A 17919-nucleotide genomic window follows, 5' to 3' on the forward strand; every position below is an offset into this window, starting at 1 on the left:
GAGCCTAGGAGGTGCCCCGGAGACCGGCGAGCTTGTCCGGGTTGCGCACGAGGAGGACCTGCTCGATGCGCCCGTCGGCGACGACGAGCGACATGGCCAGCAGCGGGTCACCCCCGGCCCAGGCCACGATCCCCGGCCCGCCGTTGACCTCGGCCACCCCGATGCGCACGTCCGCGAGCTCCAGGCCCTGGGCGGCGACCCCGAGCGCGAAGCGGGCGACCTTGTCGGCCCCCGTGATCGGCCGCAGGGCCGCCGTCACCTTGCCCCCGCCGTCGCTGACGAGGACGACGTCGGGGGCGAGCACGGCCAGCAACTCCCCGACGTCGCCACCGGCGCACGCGGCGAAGAAGCGCTCGGTGACCTCGAACTGGGCCCGGCGATCGGTGTCGAACCGGGGCCGGCGGGCCTGGACGTGCTCGCGCGCCCGGTGGGCCATCTGCCGGACGGCGGACTCGCTGCGCCCCAGCGTCGTGGCCACCTCCGCCGTCGGGAGCCCGAACACCTCGCGGAGCACGAACAGGGCCCGCTCGGCGGGGGAGAGCGTCTCCAGCACCACGAGCAGGGCCAGCGACACCTGCTCGCCCACCTCGGCGGCGGCGACCGGGTCCGCCGGTGCGGGCGCCGTGGTGACCGGGTCGGTGCCGGTCAGCAGCGGCTCGGGCAGCCACGGCCCGACGTAGCTCTCCCGGCGCGCGCGTGCCGAGCCGAGCCGGTCCAGGGCGAGGTGGGTGGCGATGCGCACCAGGTAGGCGCGCGCGTCGGCGACCTCCCCCCGGTCGACCGCCGACCAGCGCAGCCAGGTGTCCTGCACGACGTCCTCGGCGTCGGCGACGCTGCCCAGCATCTGGTAGGCCACGGAGAACAGCAGCCCGCGGTGGCGGTCGAACGGGGCGAGGGCCTCGGTCACGCCGGGAGCTCGCAGCGGTCCCGGAATCCCTGGCTGGTCAGGCCGAGCGCGCTGTTGAAGCGCGACCGCGAGTTCTCCACGGCGATCATCATCGTGAGCTCGACGAGCGCGTCGTCGTCCAGGTGGTCGCGGAGCCCGGCCACCATCTCGTCGGTGACCTGCAGGGGCGTCGTCGTCATCGCCTCGGCGTAGGCCATGACCTGCCGCTCGAGGTCGGAGTACACCCCGCTGCCACGCCACCGGGGCACGTCGCGGAGCTTGGCCGGGTCGACGCCGTCCTGGCTGCTGATCCAGTGGCCGAAGTCGAGGCACCAGGAACAGCCGATCGTGGCGGCCGAGGACATCACGGCGAGCGCCTTGAGGGTGGGGTCCAGGCGGTTCCAGCGGGCCACCGACTGCTCGTGCCGGACGTAGGTGCGCAGCACCGGGCCGTGGTGCGCCATCGCCGCGCCCGGGTCCAGGACGGCGCCCGGGTCCAGGACGGCGCCGAAGCGCCGGCGGGAGTACCACTCGGTGAGCCGGACGAACGCGGTGCGGGGTGGGTCGAGCGGGATGCGGGCCATGGCGGGAGTCCTCTCGGTGGTCGGTGTTCGACCACTGGGACGACGCAGCCCGGCCAGGTGTGACACGGGCCGGCGGTGGAGCCGGGATCGCGGTCGCGCAGACTCCTGAGGTGCCCTCGTTCACCCTCTCCGTCGCGCTCCGGTCCTCCGCCCCGCTGGACGACGACGCCGTCGACGCCCTCCGCGCGGTGCTGCGGCCCGGTGACCCCGAGCTGCGGCTGTGGCGGGAGCCCGACCGCGCGGTGCTGCGCGTGAGCACCGAGTGCGAGGCCGAGGACCTCGACGCCGCCCTGGTGCTCGGCATGCAGCTGGCCGACGAGGTGGGCGAGGCCCGCCCCGGCCGGGTGTTCGAGGTGGCCGCGATGGGTGACGACGACTCGCAGGTCTGGCGCAGCGGCCCCTGACGGCCCGGGCCCCGGTGCAGGGTCCCGCGCAGAACCTGCGAGCGGTGGTGGGATTCCCTCAGAGGCGGCCGCGGCCCTGGCGGAGCAGCATCATGCCCAGGGCGGCGCCGTCCGGGCCCAGCGCGGTGCGGAAGCGCGAGAGCACCTGCTGCTCGCGGGACAGCGAGAGCCGCGTCCCGCCGGACGCGGCGCGCAGCGCCCCGATCTCCTGGCTGATCTCCAGCCGGCGGCGCACGAGCTCGATGATCTCGGCGTCGCAGGCGTCGATCGCGCCGCGGAGCGCGCCGATCCGGTCGGGGTCCTCGGGGGCGGTCGGGCCGGCCACGGTGGAGGCGGTGGAGGTGCTCATCGGTTCCCTCGGTGGTGTGGGGGCCGGGAGGTCCGAGAACGAGAAACGCCCCGGGCTCCTCGGGCCCGGGGCGTCTGTTGCGGCGTGCGCTCAGCCAGCGATGACGGACACCGGATCCCGGTGACCGTAGAAAAAGCTGACGGTGGCGAGCACGGGGCGAGTGTGGCACGGGCCGGGCGGCGGGCGCCAGGCCGGCCCGCCGGCAGCGCGCCCGACGGGCGGGGCGGCGCTCGTGCGCATGACTGCGGTCGTCCCGGCGGCCCGCTGGGGCTGGTGGTGCGTCCGGTTCCGGGCCCGCGGGGACCGTCACCCGTCCGGCTTACAGTGGCACGGTCATGAGCAGCAGCCTCCAGCAGTCCCTCCCCGGCACCGCCGCCCTGCAGCGCTCCGCACCCGGATCGGTGGGGCGGGAGCTGGACCGGATGCTCGCCGGCCTCAACGGCCCGCAGCGCGACGCCGTCGTCCACGAGGGCAGCCCGCTGCTCATCGTCGCGGGCGCCGGATCGGGCAAGACCCGAGTGCTCACCCACCGGATCGCCTACCTGCTGGGCGCCCGCGGGGTGCAGCCGGGGGAGATCCTGGCGATCACCTTCACGAACAAGGCCGCCGGCGAGATGAAGGAGCGGGTGGCCGCGCTCGTCGGCCCCCGGGCGCGGTCGATGTGGGTCTCGACCTTCCACTCGATGTGCGTGCGCATCCTGCGGGCCGAGGCCGCCAAGCTGGGCATGAAGTCGTCCTTCACGATCTACGACCAGGGCGACTCGATTCGGCTGATGACGATGGTCGCCCGCGACCTGGACCTCGACGCGAAGCGCTATCCCGGGCGGAGCCTGTCCAACCAGGTGTCCAACCTCAAGAACGAGCTCGTCGACGAGGAATCGTTCAACCCCCAGACGGCGCCGGAGAAGGTGCTCAAGGAGGCGTACACGCTCTACCAGCGGCGGCTGCGCGAGGCGCACGCCATGGACTTCGACGACCTGATCATGACGACGGTCCACCTGCTGCAGGCCTTCCCCGACGTCGCCGAGCACTACCGCCGCCGGTTCCGGCACGTGCTGGTCGACGAGTACCAGGACACCAACCACGCCCAGTACATGCTGGTGCGCGAGCTGACGGGCACGGGCGAGGGTCCGGTGCCGCAGGCCGAGCTGTGCGTCGTCGGTGACGCCGACCAGTCGATCTACGCCTTCCGCGGCGCGACGATCCGCAACATCGACGAGTTCGAGCGCGACTACCCGCAGGCCACGACGATCCTGCTGGAGCAGAACTACCGCTCCACCCAGCGCATCCTCAAGGCCGCGAACACCGTCATCGCCAAGAACACCGGCCGCCGGCCGAAGAACCTCTGGACCGACTCGGGCGACGGCGAGCTGATCGAGGGCTACGTCGCCGACAACGAGCACGACGAGGCCGCCTGGGTCGCCGAGCAGATCGACGCGCTGGTCGACGAGGGGAAGGCGCGGCCGGCCGACATCGCGGTCTTCTACCGCACCAACAACGCCTCGCGCGTCTTCGAAGAGGTCTTCATCCGCGTCGGCATGCCCTACAAGGTCGTCGGCGGGGTGCGGTTCTACGAGCGCAAGGAGGTCCGCGACGCGCTGGCCTACCTGAAGCTGGTGGCGAACCCGGCCGACGTCGTGAGCCTGCGCCGGATCATCAACGTGCCCAAGCGCGGGATCGGCGACAAGGCCGAGTCGTGCATCGAGTCCTTCGCCGACCGGGAGCGCATCGCGTTCGGCTCCGCGCTGCGGCGGTGCTCGGAGATCGGTGAGCTGGCGACCCGCTCGCTCAAGGCGGTGCAGGAGTTCGTCGCGCTGCTCGAGGAGTTCGAGCAGCTGGTCGAGACCGGCTCGGGGCCGGCGGCGCTCCTGGAGAGCATCCTCGACCGCACCGGGTACCTCGCCGAGCTGCAGGCCAGCACCGACCCGCAGGACGAGGGCCGGGTCGACAACCTCAACGAGCTCATCTCGGTGGCCGCCGAGTTCGAGGCGGCCAACCCCGGCGGCTCGGTCACCGACTTCCTCGAGCAGGTGTCGCTGGTGGCCGACGCGGACCAGATCCCGGTCTCCGGCGACGACGCGGGCGTGGTCACGCTGATGACCCTGCACACCGCGAAGGGGCTGGAGTTCCCGGTCGTGTTCCTCACCGGCATGGAGGACGGCGTCTTCCCGCACCTGCGCGCGCTGGGCGACCCGCGCGAGCTGGAGGAGGAGCGGCGGCTGGCCTACGTCGGCATCACGCGGGCGCGCCAGCGGCTGTTCATCTCCCGGGCGACGGTGCGCACCAGCTGGGGGCAGCCCGCCTACAACCCGCCGTCGCGGTTCCTCGACGAGATCCCCGCCGAGACGATCCACTGGGAGCGCACCGACCCGGTGCCCGCGCCGTCGACCGGCTACCGGTCGGCCCAGACGCGGGTGGCGGCGACCGGGCTGTCCACCGGCGGCCTGCGCGGCGGTGCCGGCAACCGGCAGATCATCTCCGTGGAGGTCGGCGACCGGGTCAGCCACGACGCCTTCGGGCTCGGCACCGTCGTCGAGGTCACCGGCGTGGCCGACAAGGCCCAGGCCACCGTCGACTTCGGCTCCGGTGGCACCAAGCGCCTCGTCCTCCGCTACGCCCCTCTCGTCAAGCTCTGACCCACGGGCGACGGGACCCGGAGGGTCCCTCCCCGTGGGTCAGGATGCCGCGGCAGAAACGGGGGAACGGGAAGGGAGTCGCGGACCGGGACGCGAGCCGCCCCGCGAGGCGCCGAGAGGAGCGGGGACCCGGAGGGTCCCCCGACGAACGGCGGAAAGGGCTCAGCGCAGCAGGGGGACGGCCCCTGGTCGCGGTGTCCGCCGGAGGCGGACAGACAACTCAGATACCCACCCCGCGCTCGGCCAGCCAGGCCCGCGGGTCGATCGGACGGCCGTCCATCCCGCCGCGGTGGATCTCGTAGTGCAGGTGGGGGCCGGTGGACTGGCCCTCGTTGCCGATCTTGGCGATCTGGTCGCCCGCGGTGACGAGGTCCCCGGCGGAGACGCTGTAGTAGCGCATGTGCCCGTAGATGTGCACGTTGCCGTCGGCGTCCTGGATGTAGACGGCGTTGCCGTAGCCCGAAGCGCGCCCGGCCCGGACGACGACGCCGTCGGTCGCGGCGAGGATGGGGGTGCCCAGCGGCGCGGCCAGGTCCAGGCCGTAGTGCATGGTGCCCCAGCGCCGGCAGAAGCAGGTGGTGAGCGTGCCCTGCGTCGGGGCCACGATCTTGGGCTGCCGGGCTGCGCGCGAGGCGGCGAGCTCGCTCAGCCGCGCCTGGGCCTCGGCCTCGGTGATGCCGCGGCGCGCGTCGGCGCCCTCGAGCCCGCCGGCGAAGCTGACCTCGGTGCTGACGCCGAGCCCGTAGTCGGAGGCTGAGGCGGAGACGTCCGCACGGTCGCCGGTGACGGCCGGGATGCCGGCGAGCACGGCACCGGCGACGAGCGCGGCGAGCCAGAGGTGGGCGCGGCGGCCCGGCGGGTGCGGCAGCCGGCGCCGCGCGCGGGGCTCGTCGGCGGTCGCAGGCTCGTCGGGGACGACGGCGGGGGCGGGCGCTGGGAGGGGTGTGCGGACCGGGCCCTCGGCGGCGGCGCGGGGCCGGGGCACCACGACGACGTCGGACGGTGGTCCCTCCAGCACCTGGGCGCTGCTGCGAGTCACGGCGGACCTTCCCGGACGACTGGCCGGCGAGCGCCCGGAGGGCGTCCGTCGGGGGGAGCGACGACGGCGAGGACGCCGGGAGTGGCGTCCGCCGGTCGTCCCGGCGCCGTGATCGGACCGTAACGATCCGTCATGGGTCGGCCAAGCACCCGACGCTGCGTGTCGTAACGTGTACGAGTCGTCACGTCGACGTGTCGACCCGGCGTGCGGCGACCCGGGTGATCAGGCGACGGCGGCGACCGGAGTGGACCTCGTGCCGGGTTCGCGGACGCCGGCGAGGGTGGCCGCCACCTCGTCGAGCACCCCGCGGTGCATGGGCAGCGACATGTGCCCGACGCCGCGGAAGAGCACGTTGCGCGCACGGAGGTCGGGGTGGTCGCACCGGCCCGAGCGGGTGGGGAGCACCATCTGGTCGAGATCGCTGTACAGGGCGGTGATGCGGGTCCGGCAGCCCGGCGCGGGCTCCTCCAGTTCCGCCAGCACCGGCGACCCGGGGCGCAGCTGGCGGATGAGCGGCGTGGGCCCGATGCGGGCGAGGAGCGAACCCCGGTGCGGGGTGCCGAGGGTCACCAGCGTGTCGATCCGGCGGTCACCGCCCTGCCGCTGCACGTGGTAGCGCGCGATCAGCCCGCCGAGGCTGTGCCCGACGACGTGCACGCGATCGTGGCCGGTCTGCTCGCAGATCCGCTCGATGTGCTCCCCCAGGTCGGCGGCGCCGCGGGCGACGTCGGCGAGCAGCGGGCTGTAGTTCCAGGAGCAGACGGCGGCGAACCCGCGCCGGCGCAGGCTCCGCCGCATGACCGCGAAGACCGAGCGGTTGTCGACGAGCCCGTGCACCAGCAGCACGGGGGTGCGCGCCGCCAGCGGGTCGACGGCGAAGAGTGCCCGGGCCACCGGTGGCTGCTCGCCGGCGCGCTTGCCGGGGTCGGGGCGCAGCTGCTCCATGCGCGCACCCAGCGGGTACATGAGGACGTGCGCCCCGAGCCAGGCGAGCTCGGTCAGGCCACCGGTGAGCGCGGTCGGCGAACAGAGCGCGCGCAGGCCGCCTGGCGCGACCTCGGCATCGGCGGTCGTGTGCCACCCTGGAGCAGAGTCGAGCTCGCTCGATCGGCGCATGGCCGTTCTCCCCGTCTGGAGCCGTCCAGCGGGACCGCGGGTTCGGGTCGTTCCGCCGGTGCATTTGCTCCGGTGTGTGCTCCGTTCACCCGACGGTAAAGCCCCGGTGTGTCGGGCGTCACACGATCGTCATCGTCGGTCGTCGATCGAGTCCTGTTCGTGACCACGCTGCCCAAGGGGGAACCGTGTCCACCCGCGACGACCGCGCCCGTACCGTCCGCACCGGGTCGACCGCGCGCAGAGGGGCCGGCGCGTCGGCGCCCGACGCCTCGGCGGCGGGCGCGGGGGACCGGGTCGTCATCGGCACCGTGCCCCCCGCGGTGCGGCTCTGCGGCCTGCTGCTCGTGCTCGCCGGGCTGGCCGGCGTGCTCGCGGCCGTTCCCACCTACCTGGTGGTCGGCGGGGAGGAGCTGCGCCAGGTGCGCGGCGTCGGCGGGGCGCTCGCGACCCTGCTCGGACCCGCGGTCCACCTGGCGGTCGGTGCGACGCTGCTGCGCCTGGCCGTGCCGAAGTTCGGCCTGGCCTATGCCGCCGTGGCCGGGGCGCTGGCCGTCGGCGAGCTGCTCATCGAGCTCTACCGGGGCAGCAGCTCGACCGCGCGGCCGGGGGTGGAGGTGCTCGCCGGTGAGCGGGTGCTGACCAGCAGCGTGCAGCTCGGGGCAGGCTGGGTGCTCGGGGTCGTCGCCCTGGTGCTCACCGTGCTGGCCGGCGTCGTCGGCGCGGCGGCGTGGGGGCGGACGGTGATGGAGGACCGCGGCCCCCTGGACCCGATCCGCTCGGTGCTGGCCGGCGCCGCGGTGCTGCTCGGGGTGGTCGCCGTCCTCAGCCTCGCGCTGCCGGCCGCCGACGTCCCCGAGCAGCTGCGCATCGACCCCGCCACCGGCATGCGCGTCGTCGTCATGCAGGAGGGGCCGCAGGCGCTGCTCGAGCGGCCGGGGCTCGCCCTGCTCGGCGGGCTGCTGCTGGCCGGCACCCTCCTGCTCTGCGCCGTCCTCGCGCCGTCGCTGCGCCCACGGCTGGCAGCGGTCGGCGGGCTGCTCGCCGTCGCCGTCACAGTGCTCCGCGCGGGGCTGGCGGGGGTGCGGGACGCCGCCTCGTCCGACGAGCTGGTCTGGACCGTCCCGGGTGCCGGCCTGGTCCTCGCGGGCCTCGGGCTGCTGGGCCTGACGGCCGTCGCCTGGCGGGTGCGTCGCACCGCGGCGTGACCCGCGCCACTCCCGAGGGTCGTCGGCCCTAAGCTGCCAGCCGTGGTGGACGAACGCATCCGGGTGGTCATCGCCAAGCCGGGACTCGACGGGCACGACCGCGGCGCGAAGGTGGTCGCGCGTGCGCTGCGCGACGCCGGGATGGAGGTGGTCTACACCGGCCTGCACCAGACGCCGGAGCAGATCGTCGAGACGGTGGTGCAGGAGGACGCCGACGCCGTCGGGCTCTCGGTCCTCTCCGGCGCGCACATGACGCTCTTCGCCCGGCTCACCGAGCTGCTGCGGGAGCGCGGCGTCGACGACGTCGTCGTCTTCGGTGGCGGGATCATCCCGGAGGAGGACGTCCCCGAGCTCCGGCGCATCGGCGTCACCGGCATCTTCACCCCCGGTGCCACCACCACCGAGATCGTCGAGTGGGTGCGCGAGCACGTGGGCGAGCCCGCCGGCACCTGAGCCGGCAGGTCCCTTCCCGGCCCCTGAGCGGGGCGTTCCCTGCTGCGGACGGGTGAGGTGCCGTGTGACGCACCCCACGCCCCGACCCCGTCGGGAACGCCCGGGGCAGCGGTCCGGTTCGGGGCGGTCTACGGTGCCTGTTCGTGGATCTCTTCGAGTACCAGGCCCGTGACCTGTTGGCCTCGCACGGTGTCCCCGTGCTCCCCGGCGGCGTCGCCGAGACGCCCGAGCAGGCGGAGGCGATCGCCCGCGAGATCGGGCAGACCGTCGTCGTCAAGGCCCAGGTGAAGACCGGCGGCCGCGGCAAGGCGGGCGGTGTGAAGCTCGCCGACAACCCCGACGACGCCAAGGCGCGCGCCCAGGACATCCTCGGGCTGGACATCAAGGGCCACATCACGCAGCGCGTGATGGTCGCCCAGGCCAGCGACATCGCCGAGGAGTACTACTTCTCCTACCTGCTGGACCGCTCCAACCGCACCTTCCTGGCCATGGCCAGCGTCGAGGGCGGCGTGGAGATCGAGCAGCTCGCCGTCGAGCGCCCCGAGGCGCTGGCCCGCATCCCGATCGACGCCAGCGTCGGCGTGGACACGGCGAAGGCCGCCGAGATCGTGGACGCCGCCGGGTTCGCCCCCGAGGTCCGCGACCAGGTCATCGCCATCGCCGTCCAGCTCTGGGACGTCTTCGCCAAGGAGGACGCCACCCTGGTCGAGGTCAACCCGCTGGCCAAGGCCCCGGACGGCACCGTCCTGGCCCTCGACGCCAAGGTGACCCTCGACGAGAACGCCGGTTTCCGGCACGCCGAGCACACCGCGCTCGAGGACGCCGCCGCGGCCGACCCGCTCGAGGCCCGCGCCAAGGAGAAGGACCTCAACTACGTCAAGCTCGAGGGCGAGGTCGGGATCATCGGCAACGGTGCCGGCCTGGTCATGAGCACCCTGGACGTCGTCGCCTACGCCGGCGAGGAGTTCGGTGGGGTCAAGCCCGCCAACTTCCTCGACATCGGCGGCGGCGCCTCGGCCGAGGTGATGGCCAACGGCCTGGAGATCATCCTCTCCGACCCCGCCGTCAAGAGCGTGTTCGTCAACGTCTTCGGGGGCATCACGGCCTGCGACGCCGTGGCGAACGGCATCGTCTCCGCGCTGAGCATCCTCGGTGACGAGGCCACCAAGCCGCTCGTCGTCCGCCTCGACGGCAACAACGTCGAGGAGGGCCGGCGGATCCTCGCCGAGGCCAACCACCCGCTGGTCACCCTGGTCGACACGATGGACGGCGCCGCGCGCCGGGCCGCCGAGCTCGCCGCCGCCTGAACGCCCCGCAGACAGGACTGAAGAGATGTCGATCTTCCTCAACGAGAACAGCAAGGTCATCGTCCAGGGCATGACCGGCTCCGAGGGCATGAAGCACACGCAGCGCATGCTCGCCTCGGGCACCGCGATCGTCGGTGGCGTCAACCCGCGCAAGGCCGGCCAGTCCGTCGACTTCGACGGCACGAGCGTGCCGGTGTTCGGCGGCGTCGCCGAGGCCATGAAGGAGACCGGCGCCGACGTCAGCGTCATCTTCGTGCCGCCGCCGTTCGCCAAGGCCGCCGTCATCGAGGCCGTGGACGCCCAGATCGGGCTCGCCGTGGTCATCACCGAAGGCATCCCGGTGCACGACTCGACCTACTTCTGGGCGCACGCCCAGGGTGGCTCGACCCGGATCATCGGCCCCAACTGCCCCGGCCTGATCAGCCCCGGGCGCAGCAACGCCGGCATCATCCCGGCCAACATCACCAAGCAGGGCAAGATCGGCCTGGTGTCGAAGTCGGGCACGCTGACCTACCAGATGATGTACGAGCTGCGGGACATCGGCTTCTCCACGGCGATCGGCATCGGTGGCGACCCGGTCATCGGCACCACGCACATCGACGCGCTCCAGGCGTTCCAGGAGGACCCGGAGACCGAGGCCATCGTGATGATCGGCGAGATCGGTGGCGACGCCGAGGAGCGGGCCGCCGACTTCGTCAAGGCCAACGTCAGCAAGCCGGTCGTCGGCTACGTCGCCGGCTTCACCGCGCCCGAGGGCAAGACGATGGGCCACGCCGGCGCCATCGTCTCCGGCTCGGCCGGCACCGCCCAGGCGAAGAAGGAGGCCCTCGAGGCCGCCGGCGTGCGCGTGGGCAAGACGCCGTCGGAGACGGCGCAGCTCATGCGCGAGATCGTCGGCTAGCGGGTTCCGCACCCCTGACCGCCCGCTGCCCGGTGACCGTCCTGGTCACCGGGCAGCGGTGCGTCCGGGCCGTGGGGCGGCGTTGCGCGCGCCGCGTCCCGACCGCCACGATCGATGCGCACCCGTTCCGTCCGGAGGAGATCACCGTGACCGCCAGCCAGCCCCCGCAGCCGCCCGAGGGTGGCCGACCTCCCGCGGGTGCCCAGCCGCCCGAGGGGCAGGCGCACGAGGCCCCGCGGGCGGCAGAGCCGGGGGAGCAGCAGCACGGCCGGTCACCGCAGCAGCACGCCGGGTACGGCCAGGGTGAGCCCACGTACGGCCAGGACCGGTTCGCGCCGCCGGGGTACGGGCAGCCGCCGTTCGGTCAGCCGCCCTACGGTCACCCCCCGTACGGTCAGCAGCCCTACGGCCAACCCGGGTACGGCCAGCCGCAGTACGGCCAGCCCCAGTACGGGCAACCGCCGTACGGGCCGCAGCCCGGGTACGGCCAGCCCGCGTACGGGCAGCCGCCGTTCGGGCAGCCCCCGTACGGCCCGCCGGGCTACGGCGGCTACGGGCAGCAGCCCTACGGTCCGCCGGCCCCCGTCCCACCCGGTTACGGGCCGCCGGCGTACGGCCCCGGGTACCCCGCCGGGCGGCGGCCGGGTGGCGCGGAGTTCTCCTTCGAGCCCAAGCGGCTCGCCTGGCCCGACCTCGCCGTCGCAGGGGGCACGCTGCTGTTCCTGCTCGTCGGGTTCCTGCCCTGGTGGCGGTTCGGCGACGCGACGTTCGGCGTGACGTTCAGCGGCTTCGAGGACGGCATGGTCGTGGCCGCCTTCACCCTCTTCCTGCTGGCGACGGCGTGGGCGGTCCTCCCGGCGTTCGTGCGGACGACGCCGAGCTTCCCGCGCTCCGGGCTGACCGCCGGCCTGGCCGGCCTCGGGCTGGTCCTCACGCTGTTCTCCTGGCTGGACACCCTGCGGTACGCCTTCTCCTTCTGGGCCCTGCTGGGTTTCCTCACCGCCGTCGGCATCACCGTGGTCGCGGTGCTCGCCCTGCGCCGGGAGCTGCGGGAGCGCCCCGCGCGACCGGCCGGCCCGCAGCACGGCGGGCCGTGGCCGGGCCAGCCCTACCCTTGGCCCCCGGCCGGCCAGCCCTGGACGCCGGGGCAGCAGCCCTACCCGCAGCAGGCCTACCCGCAGCAGCAGCAGGCCTGGCCGCCGCAGCCGGCTCGACCCGGGTCCGAGCAGCCACCGGGACCGGGCACCGGCGGAACCGGTGGCGCCACCGCCTCCGGCGAGGGCCCGGACACCACGCAGAGCGATCGTCCCGGCACGGACACCTGATCGGCATCCCGGCGCGGCCGCTCCAGGACGGACCGCTCCGGCGCGTGCGCCGGACATCGGCCGCGCCGGCTTGGGACAGTGGGGAGGTGGTCCCGCTGCTCGCACGCCTGCCCTTCCGGCGGGACGACGGGTCGGCGGCCCGGCCCGCACCGCCCGCCGTCCTGGCGGCCCTCGCCGCGGCCGCCGTCACCGTGGCCGGTCTCGCCGGCCTGTGGCTGGCGCTGGTGGTCGTGCAGACGCTGGACCCGGGCGGCGGCATGTCGGCCGGGAGCTCGGCGACCCTGGGCGCCCGGCTGTGGCTGCTCGCGCACGGGGCCGAGCTCCGGCCGGCCTCGGGCTCCCTGGCGCTGGCTCCGCTGCTGCTGACCCTGCTCGCGGCCCGTGGTCTGTCGTGGGCCGGGCGGGTCGCCGTCCGGGTCCTGGACGACGGGGCACCGGGCGGGGCCGTGCTGCGCGCGGGGGCCACCGTCGTGGTCGTGCACCTGGCGCTCACCTGGCTGCTGGCCCTCCTGGTCGACGACGCGACGGCGGGCACCGGCTGGCCGCGTACTCTGCTGGTCCCCGCCGGCCTGGTGCTGCTCGCCGTGGGATGGGGCGCCGGCCGCGAGTCCGGGCTCGCCGACGCCGCGCTGGACCGGCTGCCCGGCGCCGCCCGCCCGGTGCTCCGCGGGGTCCTCGCCGGGCTGCTGACCGCGCTGGGCCTGGCCTTCGTCGTCGTCGCGGTGGCCCTGGCCGGCGACGCCTCGGGGTACGCGGCGCTGTCGGGCGCACTCGGCGGGGCGGGGGCGGGCGCCCTCGGGCTGCTCGGCCTCAGCGCGCTCTACCTGCCCAACGCGGCGGTCGCGGTGCTCGGGCTGGCCGCCGGCCCGGGCTTCTCCGTGGGCACCGGCACGCTGGTGTCGGTGCACGGCGTCACCCTCGGCAGCGTGCCGGCGCTGCCGCTGCTCGCGGCGCTGCCGGACACGCAGGCGGTGCCGCTGGTCGCCTTCGTCTCGCAGGTCGTCCCCGCCGTGGCCGGGCTGGTGGCCGGCGTCACCGTGGGCCGGTGGTTCACCGACCGGGACGGCGGCTCGGTCGTCGCCGGGCTCGCGGGGGTGCTGGCCGGGGCGCTGCTCGGCCTGCTCGCCGGGCTGCTCGCCTGGGCCGCGGGAGGTGCCCTCGGCGACGGAGCGCTGGCCCAGGTCGGCGCCCCACCGGTGGCCACCGGCATCGCTCTCGCGGCGCAGGCGGCGATCGCCGCGGCGCTGGCCGCCGCCACCACCCGGTGGCGGGCGCTGGGCTGACGGTGCCCCGCCGAGGGGTCGCGCCGAACCTGCGGCGCGGGCGGGGGGCCGGGTCCTTATAGGGTCGGCACCGTGCCCGCCGCCGAGCCTGCCGCCCGGGCGAGGACCGTCGTCCTGCTGTCGGGAACCGGGTCACTGTGCGCCGCCCTCCTCGAGGCCGCCGACGACCGCGGGTACCCGGCCGAGGTGGTCGCCGTCGGCGCCGACCGCCAGGCCCCGGGGCTCGAGCACGCCCGCCGGCGCGGGCTCCCCACGTTCGTCTGCGCGCTCGGCGACCACCCCGACCGGGCGGCCTGGGACCGCGCGCTGGCCGACCGGATCGCCGCGTTCGCCCCCGACCTCGTCGTCTCGGCCGGCTTCATGAAGATCGTCGGGCCGGCGGTGCTGGGCGCGTTCGAGGGCCGGCTGCTCAACACCCACCCGGCGCTGCTCCCGGCGTTCCCCGGCGCGCACGCGGTCCGCGACGCCCTGGCGGCCGGCGCGACGGTGACCGGCTCCACCGTGCACCTGGTCGACGCCGGCGTCGACACCGGCCCGGTGCTCGCGCAGCGCGAGGTGCCGGTGCTGCCCGGGGACGACGAGGCGACGCTGCACGAACGGATCAAGCACGTGGAGCGCCAGCTCCTGGTGGAGACGGTGGCGGCGTTCGCCGCCGCACCCCCGACCACCCCGCCCCGGACGAGGAAGAGCACCTGATGAGCGACCGCACCCCGATCCGCCGCGCCCTGCTGGGCGTCTACGACAAGTCCGGCGTCGAGGAGCTGGCCCGCGGGCTGGCCGCCGCCGGTGTGGAGCTGGTCAGCACCGGTGCCACCGCGCGCCGGATCGCCGACGCCGGCGTGCCGGTCACGCCCGTCGAGCAGGTCACCGGCTTCCCCGAGTGCCTGGACGGCCGGGTCAAGACGCTGCACCCGGCCGTGCACGCGGGCATCCTGGCCGACCGGCGCAAGGACGAGCACGTCGCACAGCTCGCGGAGCTCGGCATCGCCGCGTTCGACCTGGTGGTCGTCAACCTCTACCCCTTCACCGAGACCGTCGCCTCCGGCGCCGCCCCCGACGAGTGCGTGGAGCAGATCGACATCGGCGGCCCGGCGATGGTGCGCGCCGCGGCCAAGAACCACCCGTCGGTCGCCGTCGTCGTCGACCCGGCCCGGTACGACGACGTCCTCGCCGCGGTGACCGCCGGCGGGTTCACGCTGGCCGAGCGACAGCGGCTGGCCGCCGCCGCGTTCCGGCACACCGCCTCCTACGACGTCGCCGTCGCCTCGTGGATGGGCAGCGTGCTCGCCCCCGACGACGAGAGCGGCTTCCCCGCCTGGGCCGGGGGGACCTGGGAGCGGGCCGACGTCCTCCGCTACGGGGAGAACCCGCACCAGGCCGCCGCGCTGTACCGCTCTGACCGGCCGGGCCTCGCGCATGCCGAGCAGCTGCACGGCAAGCAGATGTCCTACAACAACTACGTCGACACCGACGCCGCCTGGCGGGCCGCGCACGACCACGATGAGCCGTGCGTGGCGATCATCAAGCACGCCAACCCGTGCGGCATCGCCGTCGGCGCGGACGTCGCCGCGGCCCACCGCAAGGCGCATGCCTGCGACCCGGTGTCGGCGTTCGGCGGCGTCATCGCGACCAACCGCGAGGTCGACCTGACCATGGCGGAGCAGGTGGCCGAGGTGTTCACCGAGGTGGTGGTGGCCCCCGGCTTCACCGACGACGCGGTCGCCGTGCTGACGGGGAAGAAGAACATCCGGCTGCTGCGGCTGCCGCACCTGCCGGAGAACGGTGTGGAGCAGCGCCCGATCAGCGGCGGGCTGCTGCTGCAGACGCGGGACCGCATCGACGCCACCGGCGACGACCCCACCACCTGGACCCTCGCCACCGGTGAGCCGCTGGACGCCGCGGGCCTCGACGACCTCGTCTTCGCCTGGCGGGCGGTGCGCGCGGTGAAGAGCAACGCGATCCTGCTGGCCCACGACCGGGCCACCGTCGGCGTCGGCATGGGGCAGGTCAACCGGGTCGACTCGGCGCGGCTCGCGGTCGCGCGGGCGGGGGAGCGGGCCACCGGGGCGGTCGCCGCCTCCGACGCGTTCTTCCCCTTCGCCGACGGGCTCCAGGTGCTGCTCGACGCCGGCGTGCGCGCCGTCGTCCAGCCCGGTGGGTCGGTGCGCGACGAGGAGGTCGTGGCCGCGGCGGCCGCGGCGGGTGTGCCGCTCTACCTGACCGGCACCCGGCACTTCGCCCACTGAGGCCCCGTCCAGGACGGGAGGCACGGTTCCCATGCGGCACTCGTCGCGCCCGCACGTGCGCCCACCGGAGCCGGGGGCGCACGTGGTCGGGGCCGATTTCGCCCGGGTGGACTGGTGGGGCGTGGAGCTCGACGGCGTCACTTTCACCCGGTGCCGCTTCGACGACGCCGGCCTCGAGGAGCTGGTCACCCGCCGGTGCGTGTTCGAGGAGTGCGTGCTCACCGGGGTGCGCATGGGCGGTTCGCGGCACCTCGGGACGGCGTTCCTCTCCTGCCGCTTCGACCGGGCGCGGCTGTTCGACACCACCCTCGACGGCTGCAAGCTCACCGGGTCGCAGTTCCTCGGCGCGCAGCTGCGGCCGCTCACGGCCGTCGACTGCGACTGGTCGTGGACGTCGCTGCGCGGGGTCGACCTCTCGGCGCTGCAGCTCGCCGGGCAGCGGTTCCGGGAGGCCGACCTCACCGACGCCGACCTGCGCGGCACCGACCTCAGCTCGGCCGACCTGGACCGGGCGCGGCTGCAGAACGCCAAGCTGCGGGGGGCCGACCTGCGCGGCGCCTCCACCGACGAGGTGAACTGGCGCTCCTTCGAGCTGACCGACGTCCGGATCGACGCCGCGCAGGCGGTGCAGTTCGCCCACGCCCACGGCGCCGTCGTGGCCGACTGATTCCCTATCGGGGATCGGCTGTCAAGAGGGGGTCGCGCTTGACGGTGCGGTGGGCGCTCTTCGACGATGAGGGGCGGGGAAGGTCGCCTCGTTCGTCGGCACCTCGAGTGCCTGACCTGACATGTCCCGTAGGGGCTTGCTGAGGGGCCTTCCCCGCCTTCTTGCGGCTGCGCCGGCGAGCGCGGACGTCGGTGGGGACGGTCCACTGTTCGGCGATGTTGGCCTTGGCCTGCTCTGGGGTGACTGGGGTGCCGTTGGTGTCGCAGACGACGTAGGGCATGCCGCGGTTCATCACCGCCCAGAAGCGTTCGGCGAGGTGGCCGGCGACCACGCAGAGAGCCTTGAGGTGCTCGGCGCCGCGTTCGACCATCTGCACGTAGTAGACGCGGGCCAGCTGGGGGTCCTGCTTGCGGGCGTGGTCGGCGGCGCGGATGAACGTGCTGCGCATCAGCGACGAGCCGGCCTTGGACATGGGTTGTCCCTTGCGGTCGGTGTCGCCGGTCTCGGAGGCCCGCGGGGCGAGCCCCAGGTAGGACTTGAAGTGCGGGCCGGAGGGGAACCGGCCGGGGCGGCCGATGCCGGCGGCCGCGACCGGCGCGCCGACCTCGGCCAGGCCGGGCAGCGAGCGGGCCAGCTGGCCTGGATCGGCCCACCGGTAGGCCTCCTCCCGGCTGGCGGCGTGGGCGCCGAGCTCGGCCTGGATCGCGCGCAGCAGCCGGACCTCGGTGGCGACCTCGGCGGCCAGATCAGCGAAGGCGAGCGCCGGGTGGTCCCCGTAGAGCTCGACGGCCGCGGCGGCAGCAGCGCGCCACGCTTCGGCGCGGTCGGCACCGAGGTGGTTCTTCGATGCCTTGGCGATCAGCGCGGTCAGTCGGGCCGGCCCAGCCTTGAGCAGCGCCCGCGGGTCGGCCCAGCGCTCGAGTACCGCCAGGTCGGCCTGGCCGAGGTCGCCGGTCAACGGCGAGCACGGCATCAGCTGGCGGACCAGGTCCTTGATCCGCACCTTGTGCTCGCTGGCGGCCCGGGTCAGCCGGTCAGCGGCACGAACCCGCCGATCCAGCGCCGCGGCCTCGGCACCGGGCAGCTCCAGCGGCTGCAGCCCGGCCGGGTCGATCAGCGGCAGCCGGGCCAGGGTGTCGGCGTCGATGCCGTTGCTCTTGGCGTGTCGAGACAGGAACCGACGCAGGTCGGCGGCCTTGGCACTGGACACCCGGAACACCAGATGGCCGCGGGTGGTGAAGAAGACCGCGACCGGCAACCACGCCGGCCCGGTCGGCTCGAACACCACCTCCAGGTGGGTTCCCGGCTCGGTGCCGGCCAGCGCCGCGGACTCGATCGCGGCCAGGCTGGCCACCGTTGGCTCACACCGGCGACGGCACACCTCCCGGCCGTCCTCGGCCAGCACCCGTACCGTGTGCGCGCTGGCGATCCCCAGGTCGATCCCGACCAGCCGTCGTTGCATCTGTTCCTCCTCGAGCCCACCGGACATTCCGCTCCGGCGGCCCGAGACGGGCGGCT

17 protein-coding genes are annotated in these 17919 nt (G+C 74.5%); 11 read left to right on the forward strand and 6 right to left on the reverse strand.

Annotation, left to right across the window (positions count from 1 at the left end; all coding sequences use genetic code 11):
• Positions 1–4: 4 nt before the first annotated feature.
• Positions 5–907, reverse strand: coding sequence for an RNA polymerase sigma factor SigJ (gene sigJ, locus QOZ88_RS02755; RefSeq protein ID WP_305998259.1), 903 nt, complete (start codon positions 905–907; stop codon positions 5–7).
• Complete coding sequence (locus QOZ88_RS02760; protein WP_305998260.1) at positions 904–1470, reverse strand: carboxymuconolactone decarboxylase family protein; 567 nt, start codon at positions 1468–1470, stop codon at positions 904–906. Before QOZ88_RS02760 ends, sigJ begins: the two co-directional genes overlap by 4 nt.
• A 110-nt stretch (positions 1471–1580) precedes the next feature.
• On the opposite strand from QOZ88_RS02760, the gene QOZ88_RS02765 reads away from it, so the two are divergent.
• Complete coding sequence (locus tag QOZ88_RS02765; RefSeq protein WP_091929049.1) at positions 1581–1874, forward strand: hypothetical protein; 294 nt, start codon at positions 1581–1583, stop codon at positions 1872–1874.
• Between the two features lie 58 nt (positions 1875–1932).
• On the opposite strand, the gene QOZ88_RS02770 is transcribed toward QOZ88_RS02765, so the two are convergent.
• Positions 1933–2223: a chorismate mutase gene (locus tag QOZ88_RS02770; RefSeq protein ID WP_305998261.1), complete on the reverse strand. Its 291-nt coding sequence runs from the start codon at positions 2221–2223 to the stop codon at positions 1933–1935.
• 335 nt (positions 2224–2558) lie between these two features.
• Here QOZ88_RS02770 and pcrA point away from each other — a divergent pair, with 335 nt between their 5' ends.
• Positions 2559–4859: a DNA helicase PcrA gene (pcrA, locus tag QOZ88_RS02775; RefSeq protein WP_305998262.1), complete on the forward strand. Its 2301-nt coding sequence runs from the start codon at positions 2559–2561 to the stop codon at positions 4857–4859.
• A 220-nt stretch (positions 4860–5079) separates the two neighbouring features.
• Here the strand turns inward: pcrA and QOZ88_RS02780 are convergent, their stop codons facing one another.
• Complete coding sequence (locus QOZ88_RS02780; RefSeq protein WP_305998263.1) at positions 5080–5898, reverse strand: M23 family metallopeptidase; 819 nt, start codon at positions 5896–5898, stop codon at positions 5080–5082.
• Between the two features lie 222 nt (positions 5899–6120).
• Complete coding sequence (locus tag QOZ88_RS02785) at positions 6121–7014, reverse strand: esterase/lipase family protein (protein ID WP_305998264.1); 894 nt, start codon at positions 7012–7014, stop codon at positions 6121–6123.
• Positions 7015–7199: 185 nt separating this feature from the next.
• Here QOZ88_RS02785 and QOZ88_RS02790 point away from each other — a divergent pair, with 185 nt between their 5' ends.
• The 9 genes from QOZ88_RS02790 to QOZ88_RS02830 all read left to right on the forward strand — a co-directional run bounded on the left by QOZ88_RS02790 (position 7200) and on the right by QOZ88_RS02830 (position 16401).
• Positions 7200–8219, forward strand: coding sequence for a hypothetical protein (locus QOZ88_RS02790; RefSeq protein WP_305998265.1), 1020 nt, complete (start codon positions 7200–7202; stop codon positions 8217–8219).
• A 42-nt stretch (positions 8220–8261) separates the two neighbouring features.
• Entirely contained in the window at positions 8262–8672 is a 411-nt protein-coding gene (locus tag QOZ88_RS02795) for a cobalamin B12-binding domain-containing protein (protein WP_211434928.1), read from the forward strand.
• 143 nt (positions 8673–8815) lie between these two features.
• Positions 8816–9979 carry an ADP-forming succinate--CoA ligase subunit beta gene (gene sucC, locus QOZ88_RS02800; protein ID WP_305998266.1) on the forward strand — a complete coding sequence of 388 codons (1164 nt, stop codon included), beginning with the start codon at positions 8816–8818 and terminating at the stop codon, positions 9977–9979.
• Between the two features lie 25 nt (positions 9980–10004).
• Positions 10005–10880, forward strand: a complete 876-nt coding sequence (gene sucD / locus QOZ88_RS02805) for a succinate--CoA ligase subunit alpha (RefSeq protein ID WP_305998267.1) — start codon at positions 10005–10007, stop codon at positions 10878–10880.
• Positions 10881–11026: 146 nt separating this feature from the next.
• The gene (locus tag QOZ88_RS02810) at positions 11027–12205 is read left to right on the forward strand and encodes a hypothetical protein (RefSeq protein ID WP_305998268.1); all 1179 of its coding nucleotides are present in this window, start codon (positions 11027–11029) and stop codon (positions 12203–12205) included.
• A gap of 86 nt (positions 12206–12291) precedes the next feature.
• Complete coding sequence (locus tag QOZ88_RS02815) at positions 12292–13488, forward strand: cell division protein PerM (protein WP_305998269.1); 1197 nt, start codon at positions 12292–12294, stop codon at positions 13486–13488.
• A 72-nt stretch (positions 13489–13560) separates the two neighbouring features.
• Entirely contained in the window at positions 13561–14184 is a 624-nt protein-coding gene (gene purN / locus QOZ88_RS02820) for a phosphoribosylglycinamide formyltransferase (protein ID WP_305998270.1), read from the forward strand.
• Positions 14184–15734 carry a bifunctional phosphoribosylaminoimidazolecarboxamide formyltransferase/IMP cyclohydrolase gene (gene purH / locus QOZ88_RS02825; RefSeq protein ID WP_305998271.1) on the forward strand — a complete coding sequence of 517 codons (1551 nt, stop codon included), beginning with the start codon at positions 14184–14186 and terminating at the stop codon, positions 15732–15734. The genes purN and purH overlap by 1 nt, the downstream gene beginning before the upstream one ends.
• Before the next feature lie 31 nt (positions 15735–15765).
• Positions 15766–16401 (forward strand): pentapeptide repeat-containing protein, encoded by a 636-nt coding sequence (locus QOZ88_RS02830; protein ID WP_305998272.1) that lies wholly within the window; start codon positions 15766–15768, stop codon positions 16399–16401.
• Between the two features lie 4 nt (positions 16402–16405).
• Here QOZ88_RS02830 and QOZ88_RS02835 read toward each other — a convergent pair whose 3' ends face one another.
• A complete protein-coding gene (locus QOZ88_RS02835) occupies positions 16406–17863 on the reverse strand; it encodes an IS110 family transposase (RefSeq protein ID WP_305998273.1) in 1458 nt (485 codons plus the stop codon).
• Positions 17864–17919 lie beyond the last annotated feature (56 nt).

Origin of the sequence: Blastococcus carthaginiensis (assembly GCF_030731085.1) — a bacterium.
GTDB classification, from domain to species: Bacteria; Actinomycetota; Actinomycetes; order Mycobacteriales; family Geodermatophilaceae; genus Blastococcus; species Blastococcus carthaginiensis.

Coding starts and splice junctions, on each gene's coding strand:
- QOZ88_RS02760 (WP_305998260.1), bottom strand. CDS start 1,470: ATGGCCCGCATCCCGCTCGACCCACCCCGCACCGCGTTCGTCCGGCTC.
- QOZ88_RS02770 (WP_305998261.1), bottom strand. CDS start 2,223: ATGAGCACCTCCACCGCCTCCACCGTGGCCGGCCCGACCGCCCCCGAG.
- pcrA (WP_305998262.1), top strand. CDS start 2,559: ATGAGCAGCAGCCTCCAGCAGTCCCTCCCCGGCACCGCCGCCCTGCAG.
- QOZ88_RS02785 (WP_305998264.1), bottom strand. CDS start 7,014: ATGCGCCGATCGAGCGAGCTCGACTCTGCTCCAGGGTGGCACACGACC.
- sucD (WP_305998267.1), top strand. CDS start 10,005: ATGTCGATCTTCCTCAACGAGAACAGCAAGGTCATCGTCCAGGGCATG.
- purH (WP_305998271.1), top strand. CDS start 14,184: ATGAGCGACCGCACCCCGATCCGCCGCGCCCTGCTGGGCGTCTACGAC.
- QOZ88_RS02830 (WP_305998272.1), top strand. CDS start 15,766: ATGCGGCACTCGTCGCGCCCGCACGTGCGCCCACCGGAGCCGGGGGCG.
- QOZ88_RS02835 (WP_305998273.1), bottom strand. CDS start 17,863: ATGCAACGACGGCTGGTCGGGATCGACCTGGGGATCGCCAGCGCGCAC.